This is a genomic window from Bradyrhizobium sp. Ken01, from assembly GCF_055807355.1.
The window spans coordinates 26,009-44,849 of record NZ_JBVVPC010000040.1 but is presented as its reverse complement, the minus strand read 5'-3'; the positions used below and the strand labels follow the sequence as shown (position 1 = coordinate 44,849).

15 protein-coding genes are annotated in these 18,841 nt (G+C 64.9%); 10 read left to right on the top strand and 5 right to left on the bottom strand.

Annotated elements, in window-relative coordinates; translation table 11 throughout:
- Positions 1–3 precede the first annotated feature (3 nt).
- A complete protein-coding gene (locus tag AC0L3S_RS29855; RefSeq protein WP_473283188.1) occupies positions 4–777 on the top strand; it encodes an MBL fold metallo-hydrolase in 774 nt (257 codons plus the stop codon).
- 174 nt (positions 778–951) lie between these two features.
- Here the strand turns inward: AC0L3S_RS29855 and AC0L3S_RS29850 are convergent, their stop codons facing one another.
- The 3 genes from AC0L3S_RS29850 to AC0L3S_RS29840 form a co-directional block, all read right to left on the bottom strand.
- Positions 952–1,722 carry a TIGR02186 family protein gene (locus AC0L3S_RS29850; protein WP_473261106.1) on the bottom strand — a complete coding sequence of 257 codons (771 nt, stop codon included), beginning with the start codon at positions 1,720–1,722 and terminating at the stop codon, positions 952–954.
- Positions 1,719–2,636: a sulfite exporter TauE/SafE family protein gene (locus AC0L3S_RS29845; protein WP_063994557.1), complete on the bottom strand. Its 918-nt coding sequence runs from the start codon at positions 2,634–2,636 to the stop codon at positions 1,719–1,721. Before AC0L3S_RS29845 ends, AC0L3S_RS29850 begins: the two co-directional genes overlap by 4 nt.
- Positions 2,637–2,971: 335 nt before the next feature.
- Positions 2,972–6,409 carry a tetratricopeptide repeat protein gene (locus tag AC0L3S_RS29840; protein WP_473283186.1) on the bottom strand — a complete coding sequence of 1,146 codons (3,438 nt, stop codon included), beginning with the start codon at positions 6,407–6,409 and terminating at the stop codon, positions 2,972–2,974.
- A gap of 636 nt (positions 6,410–7,045) precedes the next feature.
- On the opposite strand from AC0L3S_RS29840, the gene AC0L3S_RS29835 reads away from it, so the two are divergent.
- The 3 genes from AC0L3S_RS29835 (at position 7,046) to AC0L3S_RS29825 (ending at position 9,505) form a co-directional block, all read left to right on the top strand.
- Positions 7,046–7,486 carry a winged helix-turn-helix transcriptional regulator gene (locus AC0L3S_RS29835; protein ID WP_473283184.1) on the top strand — a complete coding sequence of 147 codons (441 nt, stop codon included), beginning with the start codon at positions 7,046–7,048 and terminating at the stop codon, positions 7,484–7,486.
- A 182-nt stretch (positions 7,487–7,668) separates the two neighbouring features.
- Positions 7,669–8,661 carry an NADP-dependent oxidoreductase gene (locus tag AC0L3S_RS29830; RefSeq protein WP_473283182.1) on the top strand — a complete coding sequence of 331 codons (993 nt, stop codon included), beginning with the start codon at positions 7,669–7,671 and terminating at the stop codon, positions 8,659–8,661.
- Between the two features lie 40 nt (positions 8,662–8,701).
- Positions 8,702–9,505 carry an enoyl-CoA hydratase/isomerase family protein gene (locus AC0L3S_RS29825; RefSeq protein ID WP_473283180.1) on the top strand — a complete coding sequence of 268 codons (804 nt, stop codon included), beginning with the start codon at positions 8,702–8,704 and terminating at the stop codon, positions 9,503–9,505.
- Between the two features lie 12 nt (positions 9,506–9,517).
- On the opposite strand, the gene AC0L3S_RS29820 is transcribed toward AC0L3S_RS29825, so the two are convergent.
- Positions 9,518–10,108: a PadR family transcriptional regulator gene (locus AC0L3S_RS29820; RefSeq protein ID WP_473283178.1), complete on the bottom strand. Its 591-nt coding sequence runs from the start codon at positions 10,106–10,108 to the stop codon at positions 9,518–9,520.
- A gap of 215 nt (positions 10,109–10,323) precedes the next feature.
- On the opposite strand from AC0L3S_RS29820, the gene AC0L3S_RS29815 reads away from it, so the two are divergent.
- The 4 genes from AC0L3S_RS29815 (at position 10,324) to AC0L3S_RS29800 (ending at position 16,048) form a co-directional block, all read left to right on the top strand.
- Complete coding sequence (locus AC0L3S_RS29815; protein ID WP_473283176.1) at positions 10,324–10,710, top strand: nuclear transport factor 2 family protein; 387 nt, start codon at positions 10,324–10,326, stop codon at positions 10,708–10,710.
- A gap of 38 nt (positions 10,711–10,748) precedes the next feature.
- A complete protein-coding gene (locus AC0L3S_RS29810; RefSeq protein WP_473261094.1) occupies positions 10,749–12,539 on the top strand; it encodes an acyl-CoA dehydrogenase C-terminal domain-containing protein in 1,791 nt (596 codons plus the stop codon).
- 68 nt (positions 12,540–12,607) lie between these two features.
- Positions 12,608–13,816, top strand: coding sequence for an acetyl-CoA C-acetyltransferase (locus tag AC0L3S_RS29805; RefSeq protein WP_473283174.1), 1,209 nt, complete (start codon positions 12,608–12,610; stop codon positions 13,814–13,816).
- A gap of 18 nt (positions 13,817–13,834) precedes the next feature.
- Positions 13,835–16,048 (top strand): FAD-dependent oxidoreductase, encoded by a 2,214-nt coding sequence (locus AC0L3S_RS29800; protein ID WP_473283172.1) that lies wholly within the window; start codon positions 13,835–13,837, stop codon positions 16,046–16,048.
- Positions 16,049–16,118: 70 nt separating this feature from the next.
- Here AC0L3S_RS29800 and gstA read toward each other — a convergent pair whose 3' ends face one another.
- On the bottom strand, positions 16,119–16,733 hold the full coding sequence (gstA, locus tag AC0L3S_RS29795; RefSeq protein WP_473283169.1) for a glutathione transferase GstA: 615 nt from the start codon (positions 16,731–16,733) through the stop codon (positions 16,119–16,121).
- A gap of 126 nt (positions 16,734–16,859) precedes the next feature.
- On the opposite strand from gstA, the gene AC0L3S_RS29790 reads away from it, so the two are divergent.
- Both AC0L3S_RS29790 and AC0L3S_RS29785 read left to right on the top strand, forming a co-directional pair.
- Positions 16,860–17,357, top strand: coding sequence for a MarR family winged helix-turn-helix transcriptional regulator (locus AC0L3S_RS29790; RefSeq protein WP_027515263.1), 498 nt, complete (start codon positions 16,860–16,862; stop codon positions 17,355–17,357).
- Positions 17,358–17,456: 99 nt separating this feature from the next.
- A complete protein-coding gene (locus AC0L3S_RS29785) occupies positions 17,457–18,827 on the top strand; it encodes a glutamate--cysteine ligase (protein ID WP_473283167.1) in 1,371 nt (456 codons plus the stop codon).
- Positions 18,828–18,841: the final 14 nt, after the last annotated feature.

Here is an 18,841-nt window from a genome sequence, read left to right as displayed (position 1 = left end):
ATCATGCCCATTTCCATCACCCTGATCGGCGGTCCCACTGCGCTGATCGAGATCGATGGCTTTCGCCTGCTCACTGACCCGACCTTCGATGCGCCAGGCGCCTATCAACTGCCGCACGTGAAGCTGGAGAAGACGATCGGCCCTGCGCTCAAGGCCGATGCGATCGGCCCGGTCGATGCCGTGCTACTCAGCCACGACCAGCATTCGGACAATCTCGACAATTCCGGCCGCGACTTTCTCAAAAATGTGAAGCGCGTGCTGACCACCGAGGCCGGCGCGCAGCGCCTCGGCGGGCATGTCGAAGGTTTGGCGCCGTGGGGCACGGCGCATCTGAAAGATCGTGACGGCAACTCGCTGACGATCACCGCGACCCCGGCGCGTCACGGCCCGGCCGGCATCGAGCCGCTGTCAGGCGACGTCGTCGGCTTCGTGGTGTCGTCGAGCCGGGCCGACACCACTTCGGTCTACATCAGCGGCGACACCACCTGGTTCGACGGCGTCGCCGAGGTCGCGCGCCGCTTCAAATGCGGCGTGGTGATGCCTTTCGCCGGCGCCGCGCAAACGCGCGGGCCGTTCCATCTCACCATGGACACCAACGACACCATCGAGACCGCGCGCGCGTTCCCCGATGCGGTGATCGTGCCGGTTCATACAGAAGGGTGGGCGCATTTCCGCCAGAACAGCGAGGATCTGCGCAAGACGTTTGATGTGCTGGGTTTTGGGACAAGGTTGCGATTGCTGGAGCCGGGAGTGCCCACGGTGGTGCAGGCGCCGTAGCTCTCCCCAGTGTCGTCCTGGCGAAAGCCAGGACCCATTACCCCAGGGAGCAGTTTGACGCTTAGTGGTAACTCCGAATCCTCGTAACCACGACTGCCTGTGGTTATGGGTCCTGGCTTTCGCCAGGACGACGGCGGAGAATTCGTTGGGCTGCTGCGCTCGCAATGACGAAGGTCAATCCTTCCGAAACACAATCGACGCCATCCAGCCCGTCATCAGTGCCATCGCGGCGGTGACGAGGCCGTAGATCAGCCCGTTCTGCCGCGCCGTCGTCGCGACGAACTGCTCGAAGCCGACCTTGACGATCTCGAACGCGGTCTCGGTCTTGCCGATGAACGCGCCGTCGGCGAACAGCTTGATCTCGACCTCATAGGTCCCGATCGGCACCTCGGCCGGCAGTGGAATGCCGGTGCGGAACAATGTCGGTGTCAGGAACGTCACTGCGCTCGGATCCTCGCGGTAGAGACCGCGCTGGGTTCGCAGGCGGATGAAGGCGGAGCGGAACGCGTCGTTCGGCACCACGTCGGCATAGTCGCCGCTGACGCGTTGGGTCAGCAGCACGTTGTTGAGCCCGATCTGCTGGCGCCGCGCGATCTCGGGCGACGTGATGACGTCGAACGGGCGGTTGGCGAACAATGCGAGATAGCTCGGCACTTCCAGGAACTGGCGATAGTCGGTGTTGATCCAGATTCCGAACGTACGCTCCTTGCGTCGCGTCACCATGTCGGCGCGGGGGCCCATCACGGTGACGACGAGATCGTAGGTCTTGCGGTCGGCGGGCGTGGAGGCGTCCTTCTCGACCGAGCCGAACAGCACCAGCTCCTCGCCGGAATAGTTCGGCGTCACCGTGACGCGATGGTTGGAGACCGACACGATCAGCCGCTCGGCGCGCGCAGCGGAGCCGAGCAGCACAACGAGCAGGACCGCGAGAGCTGCGCGCGTCATCCGTTCACTCCCAGCTCGCGGATGGTGAAGAGATCCTCTGGCCGGATCACCAGCTCGATGGCGAAGCGGACGCCGACCGAGAGGATCAAGAGGCCGAGCAGCAGCCGCAACTGTTCGCCGCGGATCTTCTGGCCGGCGCGTGCCCCGAACTGCGCGCCGGTGACGCCGCCGACCATCAGGATCAGCGCGAGCACGGCGTCGACCAGATGATTTGTCACCGCATGCAGCAGGGTGGCAAACAGCATCGTGACCAGCGTCAGGACCATCGAGGTGCCGATCACCGTCGAGGTCGGCACCCGCAGCAGGTAGATCATGATCGGCACCAGGATGAAGCCGCCGCCGATGCCCATGATGGCGCCGATGAAGCCGATCACGATGCCGACGATCACGACCGGAATGACCGAGAGGTAGATCTTGGAGCGCTTGAACCGCATCTTCAGCGGCAGGCCATGGATCCAGTTATGCGTGCGTCGCGGCGGCACCGCGCCACGCCGGGTCCGCATCAGGGCACGCAGGCCTTCGGAGAACATCAGGCTGCCGACGGTGGTAAGCAGCACGACGTAGGACAGTGCGATCATCAGATCGAGCTGGCCGAGCGCGCGCAGCTGCGTGAAGGTCCACACGCCGAGCGCGGTCCCGGTGACGCCGCCGCACAACAGCACGCTCGCCAGCGCGGGGTCGATGGCGCGGCGCCGCCAATAGGCGAGCGCGCCGGAAAAGGACGAGGCGGCGATGTGGCTTGCGACGGAAGCGACCGCGACCGCCGGCGTGATGCCGATGAAGATCAAAAGCGGCGTCATCAGGAAGCCGCCGCCGATCCCGAACATGCCGGAGACGAAGCCGACGGCCGCACCCATCGCCAGCACGAGGAAGACGTTGACCGGGAGATCGGCGATCGGGAGATAGAGCTGCATCGAGAGACCACGCTTCCGGCGAGACGGATCGATTGCGCGGAATGCTCGCAGGAGGGCAGAACGATTGCCGCGCCTCTCAATAGCGGAATTCGACGGCGGGCGGGACCGGGAATTTCGGGCGTGGTGAATGGCTGCGGTGAGGAGGGTGATCGAGGCGCCGTGGCTCCTCCCATGTCGTCCTGGCGAAAGCCAGGACCCATTATCCCGACTGGTTGTTATCGCGGCAGGCTGTGGCCACAGCGTCCTTCAACAACGGCTGCTTGTGGTAATGGGTCCTGGCTTTCGCCAGGACGACCAGGCGGGATTTTTCGTCAGAGACGATTGAGCGACCGCTCTCAGCGCACCGCGGACGCCGCGCGCTTGGCGGCGACCGGCTTCGGCGCAGGCTTCGCGTTGGCCTGCGGGGCGCTGTCCCAGCCGCCGTTCGGGGCCGCAACGTTGACGGCGTCGTCGGGCTGCGGCTCGGCGCTGAAGGTCTGGATCGCGAGCTTGGCGGCCGCGAGCGATTGCGGGTCGAGACGCTTGGCGACGTCATCGCGCTTGGTTGCTGCGTCCGCATCGCCCTGGGCGGCGGCGAGGGTGAACCATTTGTAGGATTCGGCGAGGTTCTGCTCCACGCCGATGCCGCGGGCATAGAGGATGCCGAGATTGAACTGGCTGTCAGCGACGCCGCGGTCGGCGGCCTTCCGGAACCACAGTGCCGCGCTCTTGTAGTTGGCGCCGCGTCCGCCGCCATCGGCATCGAGCACCGCGAGATTGTGCATCGCCTTGGCGTTGCCGCGCTCGGCGGCTTGCGTGTAGTAGCGGCGGGCGATGTCGGCGTCCTTCTTCACGCCGAGACCCTTTTCGTAGAGTGTCCCGAGGCGGAAGGTGGCGGGCACCACGCCGGCCTGCGCCGCGCGGTCGTACCATTTGGCGGCCTCGTCGTAGTTTGCAGCGACGCCCTTGCCCTCGGCAAAGCGCACGCCGATCTCGTAGGCCGCGGTCGCATCGCCCTTCATCGCGGCGGTGCGCAAGCCGGGGCCACCGATGCCGTCAGGCAGCTTTTCGGTCGGCGGCACCTGGATCATCGCGAGTTTCGCGCGGCTCGTGCCCGACAGCGCGCCGGTGACGTCACTGGAGGCCGGCTGCGGCGCTGCGGCAGGCACCGGCGGAATTTCGACCGAGGCCGAGTTGCCCGAACTGGCGGCGGGCGCCGGCGCGGCATTGTTCTGGGATTGCCGCCCGATCGGGGTCGGCGAGGTCATCGACGGCGTGACCTGCTCGGGCGTGGCGGGCTTGTTCTCGACCGGCGGCGGGGCCTGCGGCGCGGGTGCGGGCGACGAATTCTCCATCGCCTGCGGCGACGGCGACGGGCTGCCGCCATCGAGCAGGTTCATCGCCATCTTGAAGGTACCGAGCACGATTACGACCACGCTCGCGCCGACCAGCAGCGAGCGGATCTTCGAGGTGATGGTCGAGGCACCTTCCTGGCCCTTGTCTTTGGCGCGGGCGATTGCGGCCTTGGCGCCACGGGCCGGCTTCTCGGTCGGCTGCGCGGCGGCGGCCTGCGCGGCGCGGCGCGCGGCGGCGATGAAGCTCGACGACGACACCGGCTCCTTGGGCGCGGCCGGGATGTCGCTGATTGCGCTTTCGGACGCAGCAATGCGCTCCGACGGCGTGGCGATGCGTGCACCCGGCCTTGTGCCCGGCTCGAGCGGATGATCCGGCGGCAGGTCGGGCGCAAGCGCGGCGCGCGGTGGCGCCGTATGCGGCTCCAGGATTTCGCTGATCGCGCGTGGCGGAACCGGCGGTGCCATCGGCATCTGCGGCGGCATCGGCGGCGGCGCCGCCGGCGCGGCGGCATGGAATTCGCGCGGCGCGGCGGCGAAGGCGGCATGCGCCGCCTGCGCGGCTGCCGGATTGGGCAGCTCGGGCTTCGGATCGTATTTCGGGTGCTGCTGTGCTTGCTGCCGCGGCTCGTGCGCCATCGGCGCGGGCGCCATGGGAGCCGCCATCGGCATCGGCTGCGGCGGAGGAGCGGGCGGCGCGGTGCGCACATTGCGCAGATCGCCCTCGATCATCGAGAGACGATCGACGACGTGGCCAAGTGCGTTGTGGACGGCCTCCAGCGAATCCTGGGTGGTCCGGTTGCTCTCGGCCTGGCTGAAGCGGATGTCGGAGAGCTCGCGCTTGACCAGATCGACCATGCCGGACTCGGCGGGCGGCGCGGAGCTGCGGCTTTCGGCCAGCGCGGAATAGGTCGCCTGCTGCCGCTCCAGGTGGCGCAGGATGTCGTGCAACCCGTCCTCGACGCGGCTGAAATTGCCGTTGCGCGGATCGGAGGCGGCCTCGAGCCGCTCCAGCAGATACGAGACCCGCTGTTCGAGATGAGCAAAGGTCGACGCCGAGTCGTTGCCGACCTGCATGCGGTCGAAACGGTCGGACAGGGCGCGGATCGCGCTTTCGAGATGCTCGCTGCTCTCGGATGGCTGAGGGCGCTCGCGCGTTTCCAAAGCAGCTGTGAGCGCCGCGATGCGCTGCTCCAGCACCGCAAAACTGTCGCCCTGGCCGGACGAACGGGTGACCTGGTCGACCTTGGACGACAGCAGCTGCACGTCGTCCGAGAGCCGTGCCAGCGCTTCGTTGGAGGCGACGTTGGAGACGATGCCGCGCAGTGCCGAGATCGCGCCTTCGAGCTGGCGGACCGTCGAGGGATCGTCATTGGCGCGCAGGATCAGATCGAGCTTGGCGCCGAGATTGCGGATCGCCTCGTCATAGCCGGTGAGCTGCTCGGCCGGCGTCAGCGTGCGGAGCACCTGCTTGATCTCGGAGAGCGCGTGCTCGATGCCGGACAGGACCTGACCGTCGGTGCCGTTGGAGCGGGTCTCGTCGATGCGCCGATGCAGCGAGCGGATCTCGTTCTCGATCGATTCGATCGCGCGGCGCGGCATCGCCTCGGTGATGGCGTTGCGGATCTCCGCAAGCTCGCTGCGGAAACTGTTGATCGCCTGCTCGGTATTGTCAGGCCGCTGCAGCGACTCGATCTGGCTCGTGATCTTGAGCAGATGGCGCTCGAGCGCAGAGAAATCCGGCCCCGGCTGCGGTGGCGGCGGAGCGTAGGCAGGGGGCGCGTAAGGAGCTGCCGCAGGCGCGATCGAGGGTGCTGCGCGCGGCGGCATCTGCCTGGGCGTAAAGCCGTCGAGCTCGCTCTGCCGTGCCGTGATCTCGGCGACCGCGACGTCGAACGAAGCGGGGCTCAGGGGCGGTGAGCTGCGATAGACCTGCGCTGCCGCACGCTCGACCGCATCGGCCTGGCGCTGGCGCGTTTCAACGGGTGCCTGTCGCGGTGCCGGAGCCTGCTGCGGCTTCGAAATTTGCGACAGCCGAGCATCGAGCCGCGAGATCGCGTCGTTGAGCTGACGCGCAACGCCCTGCTCCCGCGAGACGTCTTGTCGCGAAGAATCCTGCCGCGAAGTATCTTGCCGCGGCGCCGGCTTTGAAATTCGTTCGATCTGCTGGGTGATGGCGTCGAGCCGCTGGTGGATGTCGGCGACTTCGCGGCTTTCCTGGCTCGGCACGTGACTTGGTACGTGACTCGGGACTTGGCTCGGAACGTGCTGGGCTTGCGGACGCTGGTCGTAAAGTCCGCGAAAGTTCGGCGGGGCGGTCTCGCCGAGCGTGGAGTTGAGCCAATCGTTGAGTGACATGCCGGCGCGACGCGCAGCAGCTTCGGCCCGCTCCCGGACGGATGGATCGATGCCGTCAACACTCCACGATACGCGCGAATTCATGACTCTGTCCGGTTCCGACTCCGGCGCCCCACCCGGCGCCTCCAGTCTCCCCTCGCGTGCCGGTTGAAAGACAATCGGATTTGGCGCGGGTCGTCTGCCTCGAAAACCGACTTTTGTCTGTTACGGTAAATAACGGGTTAAGGAACCCGTTGACGGTGTCTTAAAGTTGGGCGGGGGCGCTGTGCTCCCCAGCCCGTCGGATGCGATCGGAATCTCGCATCGCCAGGAACTCTCCGGGCGCTAGCAGCTCGGAACTTCAGCGACCAAAGGATGGCTCAGAAAGGCTGGTCTGACCGAAGAAGAAGTTCGCAAACGCGCTGATGAGATCTGGAGGGTGCCGGCGAGCCCAGCGGGAAAATGGACACCTTCTGGTACGAGGCCGAAAGCAACTTCTGGCCGAACGCTCGGAGCAAGGTGAGGTGCCGCCCGGAATGACTGACAATTTGCCGAGCTAGGTGCTGTACCCAAACCGTCAATGGCATTGGACTTAGATCCCGATCGGCGTCCAAGGACACGCGGCAGGAGTTTGTGGCACCCTTGTCGGTTCTCGCATCGGGCCTTAATTCCTGCCCAGACGACACCGGCGAAGGAGATCAGTCCATGCAGCGGAAAAGTTGGGCCTCGTACGAGTGCCCCATGGCCCGCTCCGTTGACGTCATCGGCGACTGGGGCAGTTTGATGATCCTGCGCCAAGCCTTCGGGGGCACGACCCGATTCGACGATTTCCAGAAGGAGCTGGAGATGTCGCGGAATCTACTGACCGCCCGACTGAAGAAACTCGTCGCCTCTGGCATTCTCGAACGCCGGCCCATCGCCGAGGAAGCGCGGCGGCACGAGTACGTTCTGACCGAGATGGGCGAGGATCTCTTTGCGACCATCATCGCACTTCGCCAATGGGGCGACCGATGGCTATTCCGGCCCGATCCGCCCCCCATTCGAATGCTTGACGGCATCGACGGCAGCGAACTGGAGCCGATAAAGGTCCGCTCCTCCCTTGGGCGCGAGATCACGCTTGCCGATATTCGCTTGCGCCGGCGCGCCGCGGGCAAGCCGAAGGCTCGGGCCGGCAACCTCTAGAGCTTTATCGGTTCTAGAGTCTCTTTTGACGCGTTTTCTTCACGCAAACCGGCCTCCATTTCGCTCGAAAACGCTCTGGTTCACGCCGGCGCCGCGACGAGGGCTTGCCAACAATCATTCATGCCAGTAAAAGTTCAATAATGAGACTAACAGGTCTGGCGACCTAGCGCGAGGAGTATGAAATGCGGGCAGCGTACATCAACGGCTACGGCGACAATTCGGTGGTCACCTACGGGGAGGTCAGCGACCCCGTTGCGGGGGCCGACGAGGCAATGATCGAGGTTCGGGCCGCCGGTGCGAATCCCGTCGAGCTCGCCATGCGCCAGGGTCTGTTCCATGCCGCCTTTCCATTCACCTTTCCGCAGGTGATGGGCTACGACGTCGCGGGCGTCGTTGTCTCCGCGCCCTCGGGCGCGGCGTTCAAGGCAGGTGACGAGGTTTACGCCCGCCTGCCTAACCGGCGTCCCGGCGCCTATGCCGAGCGCGCAGCCGTTCCACTGAATCTCCTGGCCCACAAGCCGCGCACCCTTTCGTTCGAGGAGGCGGCGAGCCTGCCGACCGTCGCCTTGACCACCTGGCAGGCATTTGTGGAGCGCGCCCGGCTCAAGGCCGGCGAAAGCATCTTGATCCAGGCAGGGGCGGGTGGCGTCGGCGCCTTCGCCATCCAGCTCGCCAAGCACCTCGGGGCCTACGTCGTTGCGACGGGCGGACCGAACAGCCAGACGTTCATGGCCGGGCTCGGAGCGGACCGCACGATCGACTACACAACCGAAAGCTTCGAGGCTGCCGGCCCGTTCGATGTGGTCTATGACGGTGTGTGCGGTCCACTGACCGAGCGTGGCATCGACACCCTGCGCGAAGGCGGCCGCTATGTCGGTCTCGTGCGCACCGCCGACGCCCAGAGCTATCGCGAAATCGGCTTCCCGCCTCCCGTGGCCGAGCAAGCTTCGGCGGCCGTTCGACCGTTCATCGCGCGCGCCGCTGCCCGAAAGGCGGAGTTCCACGGCCCTCTCACCCGGCCGGACGGCGCTCAACTGGCGGAGATCGCGGCCCTGATCGACACCGGCGCCATCCGCGCTTCCGTGAGCGCGGCCTATGGCTTCGACCAGCTCGCCGCCGCCTACGAGCTTCTGGCCGGCCGACATACGCGCGGGAAGCTCGTCATCGTCCCCTGAGGCAAGGCTCCTTCAACAAGTCCGCGGAACGGAGGCAACCATGAGCGACATCCCCGCTAGGATCAGCATCGACAAGTCCACGCCGGGGTATTGGCGCGTGACCTTCAACAACCCGCCGATCAATGCGATCGACGATCGCACCTACGACGAGTTCTACGACCTGGTGGAGGAGATCGAAGCGGACGATGCGTTGAAGGTCGTGACCTTCGAGAGCGCCAACCCGGACTTCTTCATCGCTCACTACAGCACAGCCGAGCCCCGCAGCCGGTTCGGCGCGCCACGCTGGATCGAACCGGCCACCAAGCTGGCTCAGAGTAACGTCCTCAGCATTGCAGTGATCCGCGGCCGGGCGCGCGGCGGTGGAAGCGAGTTTACCCTGGCCTGCGACATTCGCTTCGCCAGCAAGGAAAAGGCGATCTTCGGCCAGCCAGAGGTCGGATGCGGCCTCATCCCAGGCGGCGGGGCGCTTCAACGCCTGCCGATCCTGGTGGGCCGCTCTCGCGCCATGGAGATCATCCTCGGCAGCGACGATTTCGATGCGGAGACCGCCGAACGATACGGCTGGATCAACCGCGCCATCCCCGAGGCCCAGCTTGATGAGTTCGTCGCGAATTTCGTGCGGCGCATCCTGTCGTTCGACAAGCAGGCGCTGAGCACCTGTAAAGCGACGATCAACCAGCACGGGCTACCGGACCCCGCTCAGCTGCAGGCGACGCAGGACACCTTCTTCACGACGTTCGGCTGGCCAGGCGCAGCAGAGCGCATGGCGAAGCTGCGCGCGCGAGGCATTGGATCCGCCGGCGACTTTGAGCTGAACTTCGGCCGCGAAGTCGGGAATCTTTAGCCGACAGCGGTCTCAGCCCTTGCCTTCCCGCTTGCTTTCCTCCAGCGGCACCACGGTGCCGTTTGCGCTCATCGCCGACAGCGCCTCGAGCGCCTCTTCGCAGAAATCGGCCACCATCTGCTCGTGCCGGGCGCCGAGCTGAAGCAGCAGCAGGTTACCGAGGTCGAGCACGCCGGAGGCCGCGCCTTCCGGAAAGCGCTTCTTCAGGATGCGCTCGTAGTTCTCGTGGCGATCGCGGTGGTGCTCGAGCCGGGCCATCAGGTCGGTGCGCATGGGCTCGAGGCCGATGCTGTCCAGCGCATGCAGCCGCACCAGGAGGTCGTCCTTGATGGAAGGGGGCGTGCTTGGCCGCGCGGCCCAGTGCCGCAGCGCTGTTCGGCCCTCCGGAGTGAGCGTATAGATCAGCTTATTGGGCTTGCCGGTTTGCACGACCTCGCGGCCCTGGATGTAGCCGCGGTCACGCAGCTTGGAGAGCTCGCGGTAGATCTGCTGGTGGTCGGCCTTCCAGAAGAAGCCGATCGAGGAATCGAATGTCTTGGCGAGCTCGTAGCCCGTCATCGGACGTTCCGTCAGGCATGCGAGGATTGCGTCGCCCAAAGCCATGACCCGGTCCTCCTGTTCTCGACCTTAACCAATTGGCTTGACTTTATGCGCATCGGCGCATATGCGTCAATGTGCATATGAGGCGACCCAAGAACGAGGGCAAACACCGCCCCGAAAATCCGAGTGGAATCAACCTTCGCGCTACTGTGCATGGGGTTGTTTTCGCGTTTTTTGCCCAAGCCTTTAAGTTGCACTGCCTTTAGGGAGGCACCTGAATGACCGGCCTCGAGTCCTGGTACGGCTACATGAAGTCGCATGACCAGGCAGCGCTCTGGGACCTGCTCCATCCCGACGCAATCTTCGAAAGCCCCGTCGTGCACGCGCCGCAGCGCGGCCGCGACATCACCTTCAAATATCTCGCCAGCGCCGAGAAGGTGCTCGGTGGTGCCGGCTTCAGCTATGCCGGCGAATGGAAGAGTGAGAGCGGCGCCGTGCTCGAATTCAAGACCATGATCGACGGCATCGAGATCAACGGCGTCGACATCATCACCTTCGATGGCGACGGACGCATCACGCATTTCAAGGTGATGGTGCGGCCGCTCAAGGCGATCAACATGCTGCATCGCCTGATGGCGGAACAGCTCGCCGCCGCTCAATCCTAAGCCAGCATCATCGCTTCAAGGCCTGCCGGGAGACCACCATGCCGATCTACAAAGCCCCCGTCGAAGACGTGAACTTCCTGCTCAACGACGTCTTCCAGATCGACCGCTACGACAATCTGGCCGGCTTCTCCGATGCGTCGAGCGACGTGCGCGAAGCCATTCTCGGCGAAGCCGCCAAGCTTGCCGAAGAGGTGCTGCAGCCGCTCAACCGCGTGGGCGATCTCGAAGGCTGCAGGCGCGCCGATGACGGCAGCGTCACCACGCCCAAGGGATTCAAGGAGGCGTTCAAGCAGGTCGCCGAGGGCGGCTGGCTCGGCCTGTCGGCACCGACCGAGTACGGCGGCCAGGGTCTGCCGGTGACGCTCTCCCAGGCCGTCAACGAATTCCAGATCTCCGCCAACATGGCGTTCTCGATGTATGGCGGCCTCACCATGGGCGCGACTGCGGCGTTGATCGTCCACGGCACGCCGGAGCAGAAGCAGACCTACGTGCCGAAGATGGTGGCGGGCGAGTGGACCGGCACCATGAACCTGACCGAGCCGCATTGCGGCACCGATCTCGGCATGCTCCGCACCAAGGCGGTGCGGCAGGCCGACGGCAGCTTCAAGATCACCGGCACCAAGATCTTCATTTCGGCCGGCGAGCATGACCTCGCGCCCAACATCATCCACCTCGTGCTGGCCCGCATCGAGGGCGCGCCCGCCGGCATCAAGGGCGTGTCGCTGTTCGTGGTGCCGAAATTCCTGGTCAATGCCGATGGGTCGGTGGGGCAGCGCAACGGCGTGGTCTGCGGCTCGATCGAGCACAAGATGGGCATCCACGGCAATTCCACCTGCGTGATGAACTACGACAACGCCGTCGGCTGGCTGATCGGCGAAGAGAACAAGGGCATGCAGGGCATGTTCGTGATGATGAACGAGGCCCGCCTCGGCGTCGCCGTGCAGGGTCTCGCGCAGTCCGAAGTGGCCTATCAGAATGCGGTCGCCTATGCCCGGGATCGCATCCAGGGCCGCTCGCTCACCGGCGCCAAGGCGCCGGACAAGCCGGCCGATCCGATCATCGTTCATCCCGACGTGCGCCGCACGCTGCTGTCGATCCGCGCCTTCAACGAGGCCGCGCGCGCCTTCGTGATGTGGACCGCGCTGAAGAGCGACGTCGCCCATCGCTCCGAGGATCCCAAGGATCGCCAGGCCGCCGACGATCACATGGGCCTGATGACGCCCGTCCTGAAAGGCTTCCTCACCGATTACGGCTTCGCCAACGCGGTGCAGGCGCAGCAGATGTATGGCGGCCACGGCTACATCGCCGAGCAGGGCATGGAGCAGTTCGTGCGCGATGCGCGCATCGCGATGATCTACGAAGGCGCCAACGGTATCCAGGCGCTCGACCTCGTCGGCCGCAAGCTGCCGCGCGACGGCGGCCGCGCCATCATGGCGTTCTTCGGCGAGGTCATGGCCTTTGCCAAGGAGAACGGCGGCGACGAGGCGATGAAGCCTTTCATCACGCCGCTCTCGGCGTCGCTCGGCCATCTCCAGCAGGCCACGACGTGGCTGATGCAGAATGCGATGGCCAAGCCCGACAATGCCGGTGCCGCCGCGACCGATTACCTGAACCTCTTCGGTTTCGTCGCGCTCGGCTACATGTGGGCGAAGATGGCGAAAGTGACACAAGCCAAGATTGCCGAGAGCGGGGCAACTCCCTATCTCTCGACCAAGCTCGTCACCGGCCGCTTCTTCATGGAGCGGATGCTGCCGGAGACCGCCGCCAATCTCGCGCGCATCCAGGCCGGCTGCGCCACCATCATGGAACTGCCCGCGGAAGCGTTCTGAAGATTCCGCCCACCAATGATAGCGACCGCGCGGCGGTCGCGACCAATAACTGCAATCAGGAGGCTCCCATGGCAGATGCCTATATTTACGACCACGTCCGCACCCCGCGCGGCCGCGGCAAGGCGGACGGCGCGCTGCACGAAGTCACCGCGCTCGCGCTCGCGACCGTGCCGCTGAAGGCGCTGAAGGACCGCAACAACCTGCCGGAAGATTCCGTCGATGACGTCATTCTCGGCGTGGTCGATCCCGTCGGCGAAGCCGGCTCCGACATCGCGCGCTTTGCCGCGCTGAAGGCGGGCCTCGGCCAAGCGGTGCCGGGCGTGCAGATCAGCCGCTTCTGCGCCTCCGGCCTCGATGCCGTGAATTTTGCCGCAGCCCAGGTGATGAGCGGCCAGCACGAGCTGGTGATCGGCGGCGGCGCCGAATCGATGAGCCGCGTCGGCATCGGTGCCTCCGGCGGCGCCTGGCCGATGGACCCGTCGATGGCAGTGCCGGCGTATTTCATGCCGCAGGGTGTCTCGGCCGATCTGATCGCAACCAAATACGGCTTCTCGCGTGACGACGTCGACGCCTATGCGGTGCAGAGCCAGCAGCGCGCGGCGAAGTCCTGGGAAGAAGGCCGCTTCGACAAGTCCGTCGTCCCGGTGAAGGACATCAACGGCCTCACCATCCTCGCCAAGGACGAGCATATGCGTCCTTCGACGACGATGCAGTCGCTGGCGCAGCTGCAGCCGGCGTTCACGATGATGGCACAGATGGGCGGCTTCGATGGCGTCGCGGTGCAGTCGCATCCGGAAATCGAGCGCGTCAATTACGTGCACCACGCCGGCAATTCGTCGGGCATCGTCGATGGTGCCGGCGCCGTTCTGCTCGGCAGCAAGGAAGCCGGCGGCAAGTACGGCCTGAAGCCGCGCGCCAAGATCCGTGCATTCGCTAATATCGGCTCTGAGCCCGCGATGATGCTGACCGGCCCGGTCGATGTCACCGAAAAGCTGTTCGCGCGCTCCGGCATGAAGAAGTCGGACATCGACCTGTTCGAGCTCAATGAGGCCTTCGCCTCCGTCGTGCTGCGCTACATCCAGGCCTTCGACATCGACAACGCCAAGATCAACGTCAATGGCGGTGCGATCGCGCTCGGCCATCCGCTCGGCGCCACCGGTGCGATGATCCTCGGCACCGTGCTCGACGAGCTCGAGCGAACCAACAAGGCGACCGCACTGGTGACGCTGTGCATCGGCGGCGGCATGGGCACGGCCACAATCATCGAACGCGTCTAAGGGTAGGGAACAACCAGCATGGCTTACAAGAACTTCAAGGTTGAGACCGATTCCGACGGCATCGCGCTCGTCATCTGGGACATTCCGGGCCGTTCGATGAACGTGCTCGACGAGACCTCGACCAACGAGCTCGACGCGATCGTCAAGGCGACCACGGCGGATGCTGCAGTGAAGGGCGTCGTCATCACCTCCGCCAAGGAAGCGTTCTGCGCGGGTGCCGATCTGTCCATGCTCGAAGGCATGAACCAGGCCTACGCAAAGGTCTTCAAGGAGCAGGGCGAGACGGCGGCGAACCAGATGCTGTTCGAGCAGAGCCGGCGCTTCTCACAGGTGCTGCGCTCCATCGAGACCTCCGGCAAGCCGTGGGCGGCGGCGATCAACGGCCTCGCGCTTGGCGGCGGTTTCGAGATCACGCTGTGTTGCCACTACCGCGTGGCGGCGGAGAATCCCAAGACGCGCCTCGGCCTCCCCGAGGTCAAGGTCGGCCTGTTCCCGGGCGCCGGCGGCACGCAGCGCGTGCCGCGCCTGGTGCCGCCGCAGGACGCGATGACGATCCTGCTCAAGGGCGATCCGGTTACGGTCGAGAAAGCCAAGGCGCTGAATCTGATTCACGCCGTCGTCCCCGCCGCCGATCTGATCAAGGCGGCAAAGGACTGGATCAAGGGCGGCGGCAAGGCTGTTGCGCCCTGGGACGAGAAGGGCTTCAAGCTGCCAGGCGGCCCGGTGTTCTCCAAGGCCGGCATGATGATGTTCCCGGCCGGCAATGCGATCTATCGCCGCGAGACCTACGACAATTATCCGGCTGCGCGCGCGATCATGAGCTGCGTCTACGAGGGCTTGCAGTTGCCGATCGACGCCGCATTGCGGGTGGAGTCGCGCTACTTCACCTCGGTGCTGCGCTCGAAGGAAGCGGCCGCGATGATCCGCAGCCTGTTCCTGTCGATGCAGGAGCTCAACAAGGGTGCGCGTCGTCCGAAGGACGTGCCGCCGACCAAGGTGAAGAAGATCGCCGTGATTGGCGCCGGCTTCATGGGCGCGAGCGTCGGCTATGTCTCGGCGCGCGCCGGCCTCGACGTCGTCCTGATCGATCGCGACCAGGAGAGCGCCGACAAGGGCAAGGCGCATGCGCAAAAGGTGATCGAGGAGCAGATCAAGAAGGGCCGCGCCAAGCCCGGCGACGCAGAAGCCCTGCTCGCGCGCATCACGCCGACCGCGGACTATTCCGCGCTGAAGGACGTCGATCTCGTCATCGAAGCCGTGTTCGAGGACCGCAAGGTCAAGGCCGATACCTTCGCCAAGGCGCAGGAGCATATGAAGCCGGACGTGATCTTCGCGTCCAACACCTCGACGCTTCCGATCACCTCGCTGGCGGAATCCTTCAAGGACCAGGGCAGGTTCGTCGGCATCCACTTCTTCTCGCCGGTCGAGAAGATGATGCTGGTCGAAATCATCCAGGGCAAGAACACCGGCGATCTCGCGATCGCGACCGCGCTCGACTACGTCCGGCAGATCGGCAAGACGCCGATCGTCGTCAACGACTCCAGAGGCTTCTTCGCCAATCGCTGCGTCGGCCGCTACGTCGCCGAAGGCAACGAGATGTTCCTCGAGGGCGTGCCGCCCGCGATGATCGAGAACTGCGCGAAGATGGCCGGCATGCCGGTCGGCCCACTCTCGCTGTCGGACGAGGTCGCGCTCGACCTCGGGCTCAAGATCATGAAGGCGACGGAAGCCGACCTCGGCCCCAACGCCATCAATCCTGATCAGAAGAAGCTGATGGTGGAAATGGTCGAGAAGCAGGGCCGCCTGGGCCGCAAGAACAGCAAAGGCTTCTACGACTACCCCGAGAAGGGCAAGGGTCAGAAGAGCCTGTGGCCGGGCTTGTCCGCGCTGCAGCCCAAGCAGCTCGATCCTGATACCCTCGACGTCGAGGAGTTGAAGCAGCGCTTCCTGGTGGTGCAGGCGGTGGAGGCCGCGCGCACGGTGGAGGACCACGTCATCACCGATCCGCGCGAAGCGGATGTCGGCTCGATTCTCGGCTTCGGCTTTGCGCCGTTCACCGGTGGCACGCTGTCCTACATCGACTTCATGGGTACGAAGAAGTTCGTCGAGCTTTGCCACAAGCTGGAAGCGAAATACGGCTCGCGCTTCACCCCGCCGAAACTCCTCGAGGAGATGGCCGCGAAGGGAGAAACCTTCTACGGCCGCTTCGCTCCGAACAAGGCGGCGGCGTGATTCTCTGAACCGGGGCCAAGATGAAAAAGACGAAAGGCCGGATTTCGATCCGGCCTTTCGCACGTGCGCCTCAGGTCGCCTGAATCAGTCCTTCCTTCTTCATCGCCTCCTGCACCTGCGGCCGCGCCGCGACGCGGGTCTTGTACGCGGCAAGGTTCGGCATCGCCGAGAGGTCGAACTTCATCCGGTCGGCCCAGGTCAGCATCGTGAAGAGATAACCGTCAGCCACCGTGAACTGCTTGCCCATGAGGTAGTCGCGGCCGGCGAGCTGACTGTCGATGTATTTCAGCTTGCCCATGACGCGGTCCTTGAAGAAGGCCTTGGCCTCATCGTTCAGCGTCGGCGCGAACATCGGGCCGAAGCTCTTGTGGACCTCCGAGGTGAGGAAGTTCAGCCATTCGAGCAGCTTGTAGCGCTCGGAGCTGCCGTGTGCCGGCGCCAGCGCCTTGGCTGAGGCCTGATCGGCGATCATCTGGACAATCACCGGGCCTTCGGTCACGATCTCTCCGCTATCGAGGCCCAGCGCAGGGACCTGGCCCTTGGGGTTCAGCTTCAGATAATCCTCACCGTTTTCGAGCTTCTTGGCCCGGATATCGACCTTGACCAGTTCATAGGGCAGGCCGGCCTCCAGGAGCGCGATATGGGGGGATAACGAGCAGGCACCGGGCGAATAGTACAATTTCATGGAATTTCCTCCTCTTGTTGCTTGGCTCAGGCGAAAGAACGACTACATGCATCTGCTTGAAATAGTCAAGATTGATGCAGGTGCATCGAATAGGGTAAGAGACGGGCGACGAGCTTGAGCGGGACCATGAAACGCAAACCATCCACCGAGGCGACTTCCGCCTGGATCCGCTTGATGCGGGTGCAGAGCCGCGTGCTCAATTGCGTCGAGCAGGACCTGAAGAAGGCCGGCTTCCCGCCGCTGGCATGGTATGACGCGCTGCTCGAACTGTCACGGGCGCCCTCGGGCGAGCTCCGGCCGGTCGAACTCGAACGGCAGATGCTGATCCCGCAATATTCGACATCGCGGCTGATCGACCGCCTGGTCGACGAGGGCCTCGCCTCCCGGCGTGAATGCAAGATCGACAAGCGTGGCCAGTTCGTGGAGATCACGGAAGCCGGCCGCGAATTGCAGAAGCGGATGTGGGGCGCCTATTCGGCCGCGATCGAGAAATATGTCGGCTCAAAGCTGTCCGATGCAGATGCCGTGAAGCTCAGCGGTCTGCTCGACCGTCTGGGCTGCTCGTGCGGCGAGATGAAACTGCCGCCCATCGTCCACGCCAACGAAACCACGCCGTCGCGATGAGCGCGCGGCACACCAGCTCGTCCGTGCAGCCGGTGGCTGCGCGGACCATCCCTGTCACCCACGCGCGTTCGATCGAAGCGCTTTTGATTAGAGTCTGATATGGCGCGAGACCAGATCGATATGACGCCGTTGCAATCGCGTGACGAACTCGTCAAGTGGTTCGAGGAAGGCTGCAAGGACCCGTCCGAATTCCGCATGGGCACCGAGCATGAGAAGACGCCGTTCACGCTCGAAGGCCACCGCCCGGTGCCCTACGAAGGCCCGCGCGGTATCGGCGCGCTGCTCGAAGGCATGAAACTCCTGCTTGGCTGGGAGCCGATCATGGAGAAGGGCAACATCATCGGCCTCTACGACGTCACCGGCGGCGGCGCGATTTCGCTGGAGCCCGGCGGGCAGTTCGAGCTTTCGGGCGCCCCGGTCGAGAACGTGCACCAGACCCAGAGCGAGCTGATGGCGCATCTGGCGCAGGTGCGCGAGATCGCAACGCCGCTCGGCATCGGCTTTCTCGGGCTCGGCATGACGCCGTCCTGGTCGCGCGCCGACATCCCGGTGATGCCCAAGGGCCGCTACAAGATCATGACCAATTACATGCCGAAGGTCGGCCAGTACGGCCTCGACATGATGTACCGGACCTGCACGGTGCAGACCAATCTCGACTTCTCCTCCGAAGCCGACATGGTCAAGAAGCTGCGTGTCTCGCTCGCGCTGCAGCCGGCCGCAACCGCCTTGTTCGCCAATTCGCCGTTTACCGAGGGCAAGCCGAACGGCTTCCTCTCCTTCCGGTCCGAGATCTGGCGCGACACCGACAACGCGCGCGCCGGCATGATGCCTTGGGCATTCGAGGACGGCATGGGCTTCGAGCGCTATGTCGACTACGCGCTCGACGTGCCCATGTATTTCGTCAAGCGTGACGAGGACTACATCGATGTCTCCGGCTCCTCGTTCCGCGCCTTCTTCGATGGCCGCAACAACAATCTGCCTGGGGAACGTCCGACGTTGTCGGACTGGGCCAACCATCTTTCGACGATTTTCCCGGAGGTGCGGCTCAAGCGCTATCTCGAGATGCGCGGCTCCGATGGTGGTCCGTGGGGCCGACTGCCGGCGCTATCGGCGTTCTGGGCCGGGCTGCTCTACGACGATGTGTCGCTGGATGCCGCCTGGGATTTGGTGAAGCACTGGAGCGCGCATGAGCGCCAAGCCCTGCGCGACGACGTGCCGCGCTTCGGCTTCAAGTCGCGGATCAAGGACCGCTATCTGTTCGAGATCGCCAAGGAGTGCCTCGTTCTGGCACATGCCGGCTTGCGCCGGCGCGGCCGGATCGACCAGCTCGGCCGCGACGAGACCAGGCATCTGGAGCCGCTCGATCGCATCATCGATTCCGGCCGCACGCCGGCTGAGGAGATGCTCGACAAATTCAACGGTCCCTGGAACGGCTCGGTGGAACCAGCCTACGCGGAATACGCGTTCTAAACCAAGGGCCCAAC

Excerpts from the sequence above, each read along its gene's own strand:
- AC0L3S_RS29810 (WP_473261094.1), top strand. The coding sequence starts at position 10,749 with ATGCCGATCTACAAAGCCCCCGTCGAAGACGTGAACTTCCTGCTCAAC.
- AC0L3S_RS29855 (WP_473283188.1), top strand. The coding sequence starts at position 4 with ATGCCCATTTCCATCACCCTGATCGGCGGTCCCACTGCGCTGATCGAG.
- AC0L3S_RS29800 (WP_473283172.1), top strand. The coding sequence starts at position 13,835 with ATGGCTTACAAGAACTTCAAGGTTGAGACCGATTCCGACGGCATCGCG.
- AC0L3S_RS29850 (WP_473261106.1), bottom strand. The coding sequence starts at position 1,722 with ATGACGCGCGCAGCTCTCGCGGTCCTGCTCGTTGTGCTGCTCGGCTCC.
- AC0L3S_RS29815 (WP_473283176.1), top strand. The coding sequence starts at position 10,324 with ATGACCGGCCTCGAGTCCTGGTACGGCTACATGAAGTCGCATGACCAG.
- AC0L3S_RS29820 (WP_473283178.1), bottom strand. The coding sequence starts at position 10,108 with ATGGCTTTGGGCGACGCAATCCTCGCATGCCTGACGGAACGTCCGATG.
- AC0L3S_RS29840 (WP_473283186.1), bottom strand. The coding sequence starts at position 6,409 with ATGAATTCGCGCGTATCGTGGAGTGTTGACGGCATCGATCCATCCGTC.
- AC0L3S_RS29830 (WP_473283182.1), top strand. The coding sequence starts at position 7,669 with ATGCGGGCAGCGTACATCAACGGCTACGGCGACAATTCGGTGGTCACC.
- gstA (WP_473283169.1), bottom strand. The coding sequence starts at position 16,733 with ATGAAATTGTACTATTCGCCCGGTGCCTGCTCGTTATCCCCCCATATC.
- AC0L3S_RS29835 (WP_473283184.1), top strand. The coding sequence starts at position 7,046 with ATGGCCCGCTCCGTTGACGTCATCGGCGACTGGGGCAGTTTGATGATC.
- AC0L3S_RS29790 (WP_027515263.1), top strand. The coding sequence starts at position 16,860 with ATGAAACGCAAACCATCCACCGAGGCGACTTCCGCCTGGATCCGCTTG.
- AC0L3S_RS29805 (WP_473283174.1), top strand. The coding sequence starts at position 12,608 with ATGGCAGATGCCTATATTTACGACCACGTCCGCACCCCGCGCGGCCGC.
- AC0L3S_RS29825 (WP_473283180.1), top strand. The coding sequence starts at position 8,702 with ATGAGCGACATCCCCGCTAGGATCAGCATCGACAAGTCCACGCCGGGG.
- AC0L3S_RS29785 (WP_473283167.1), top strand. The coding sequence starts at position 17,457 with ATGGCGCGAGACCAGATCGATATGACGCCGTTGCAATCGCGTGACGAA.
- AC0L3S_RS29845 (WP_063994557.1), bottom strand. The coding sequence starts at position 2,636 with ATGCAGCTCTATCTCCCGATCGCCGATCTCCCGGTCAACGTCTTCCTC.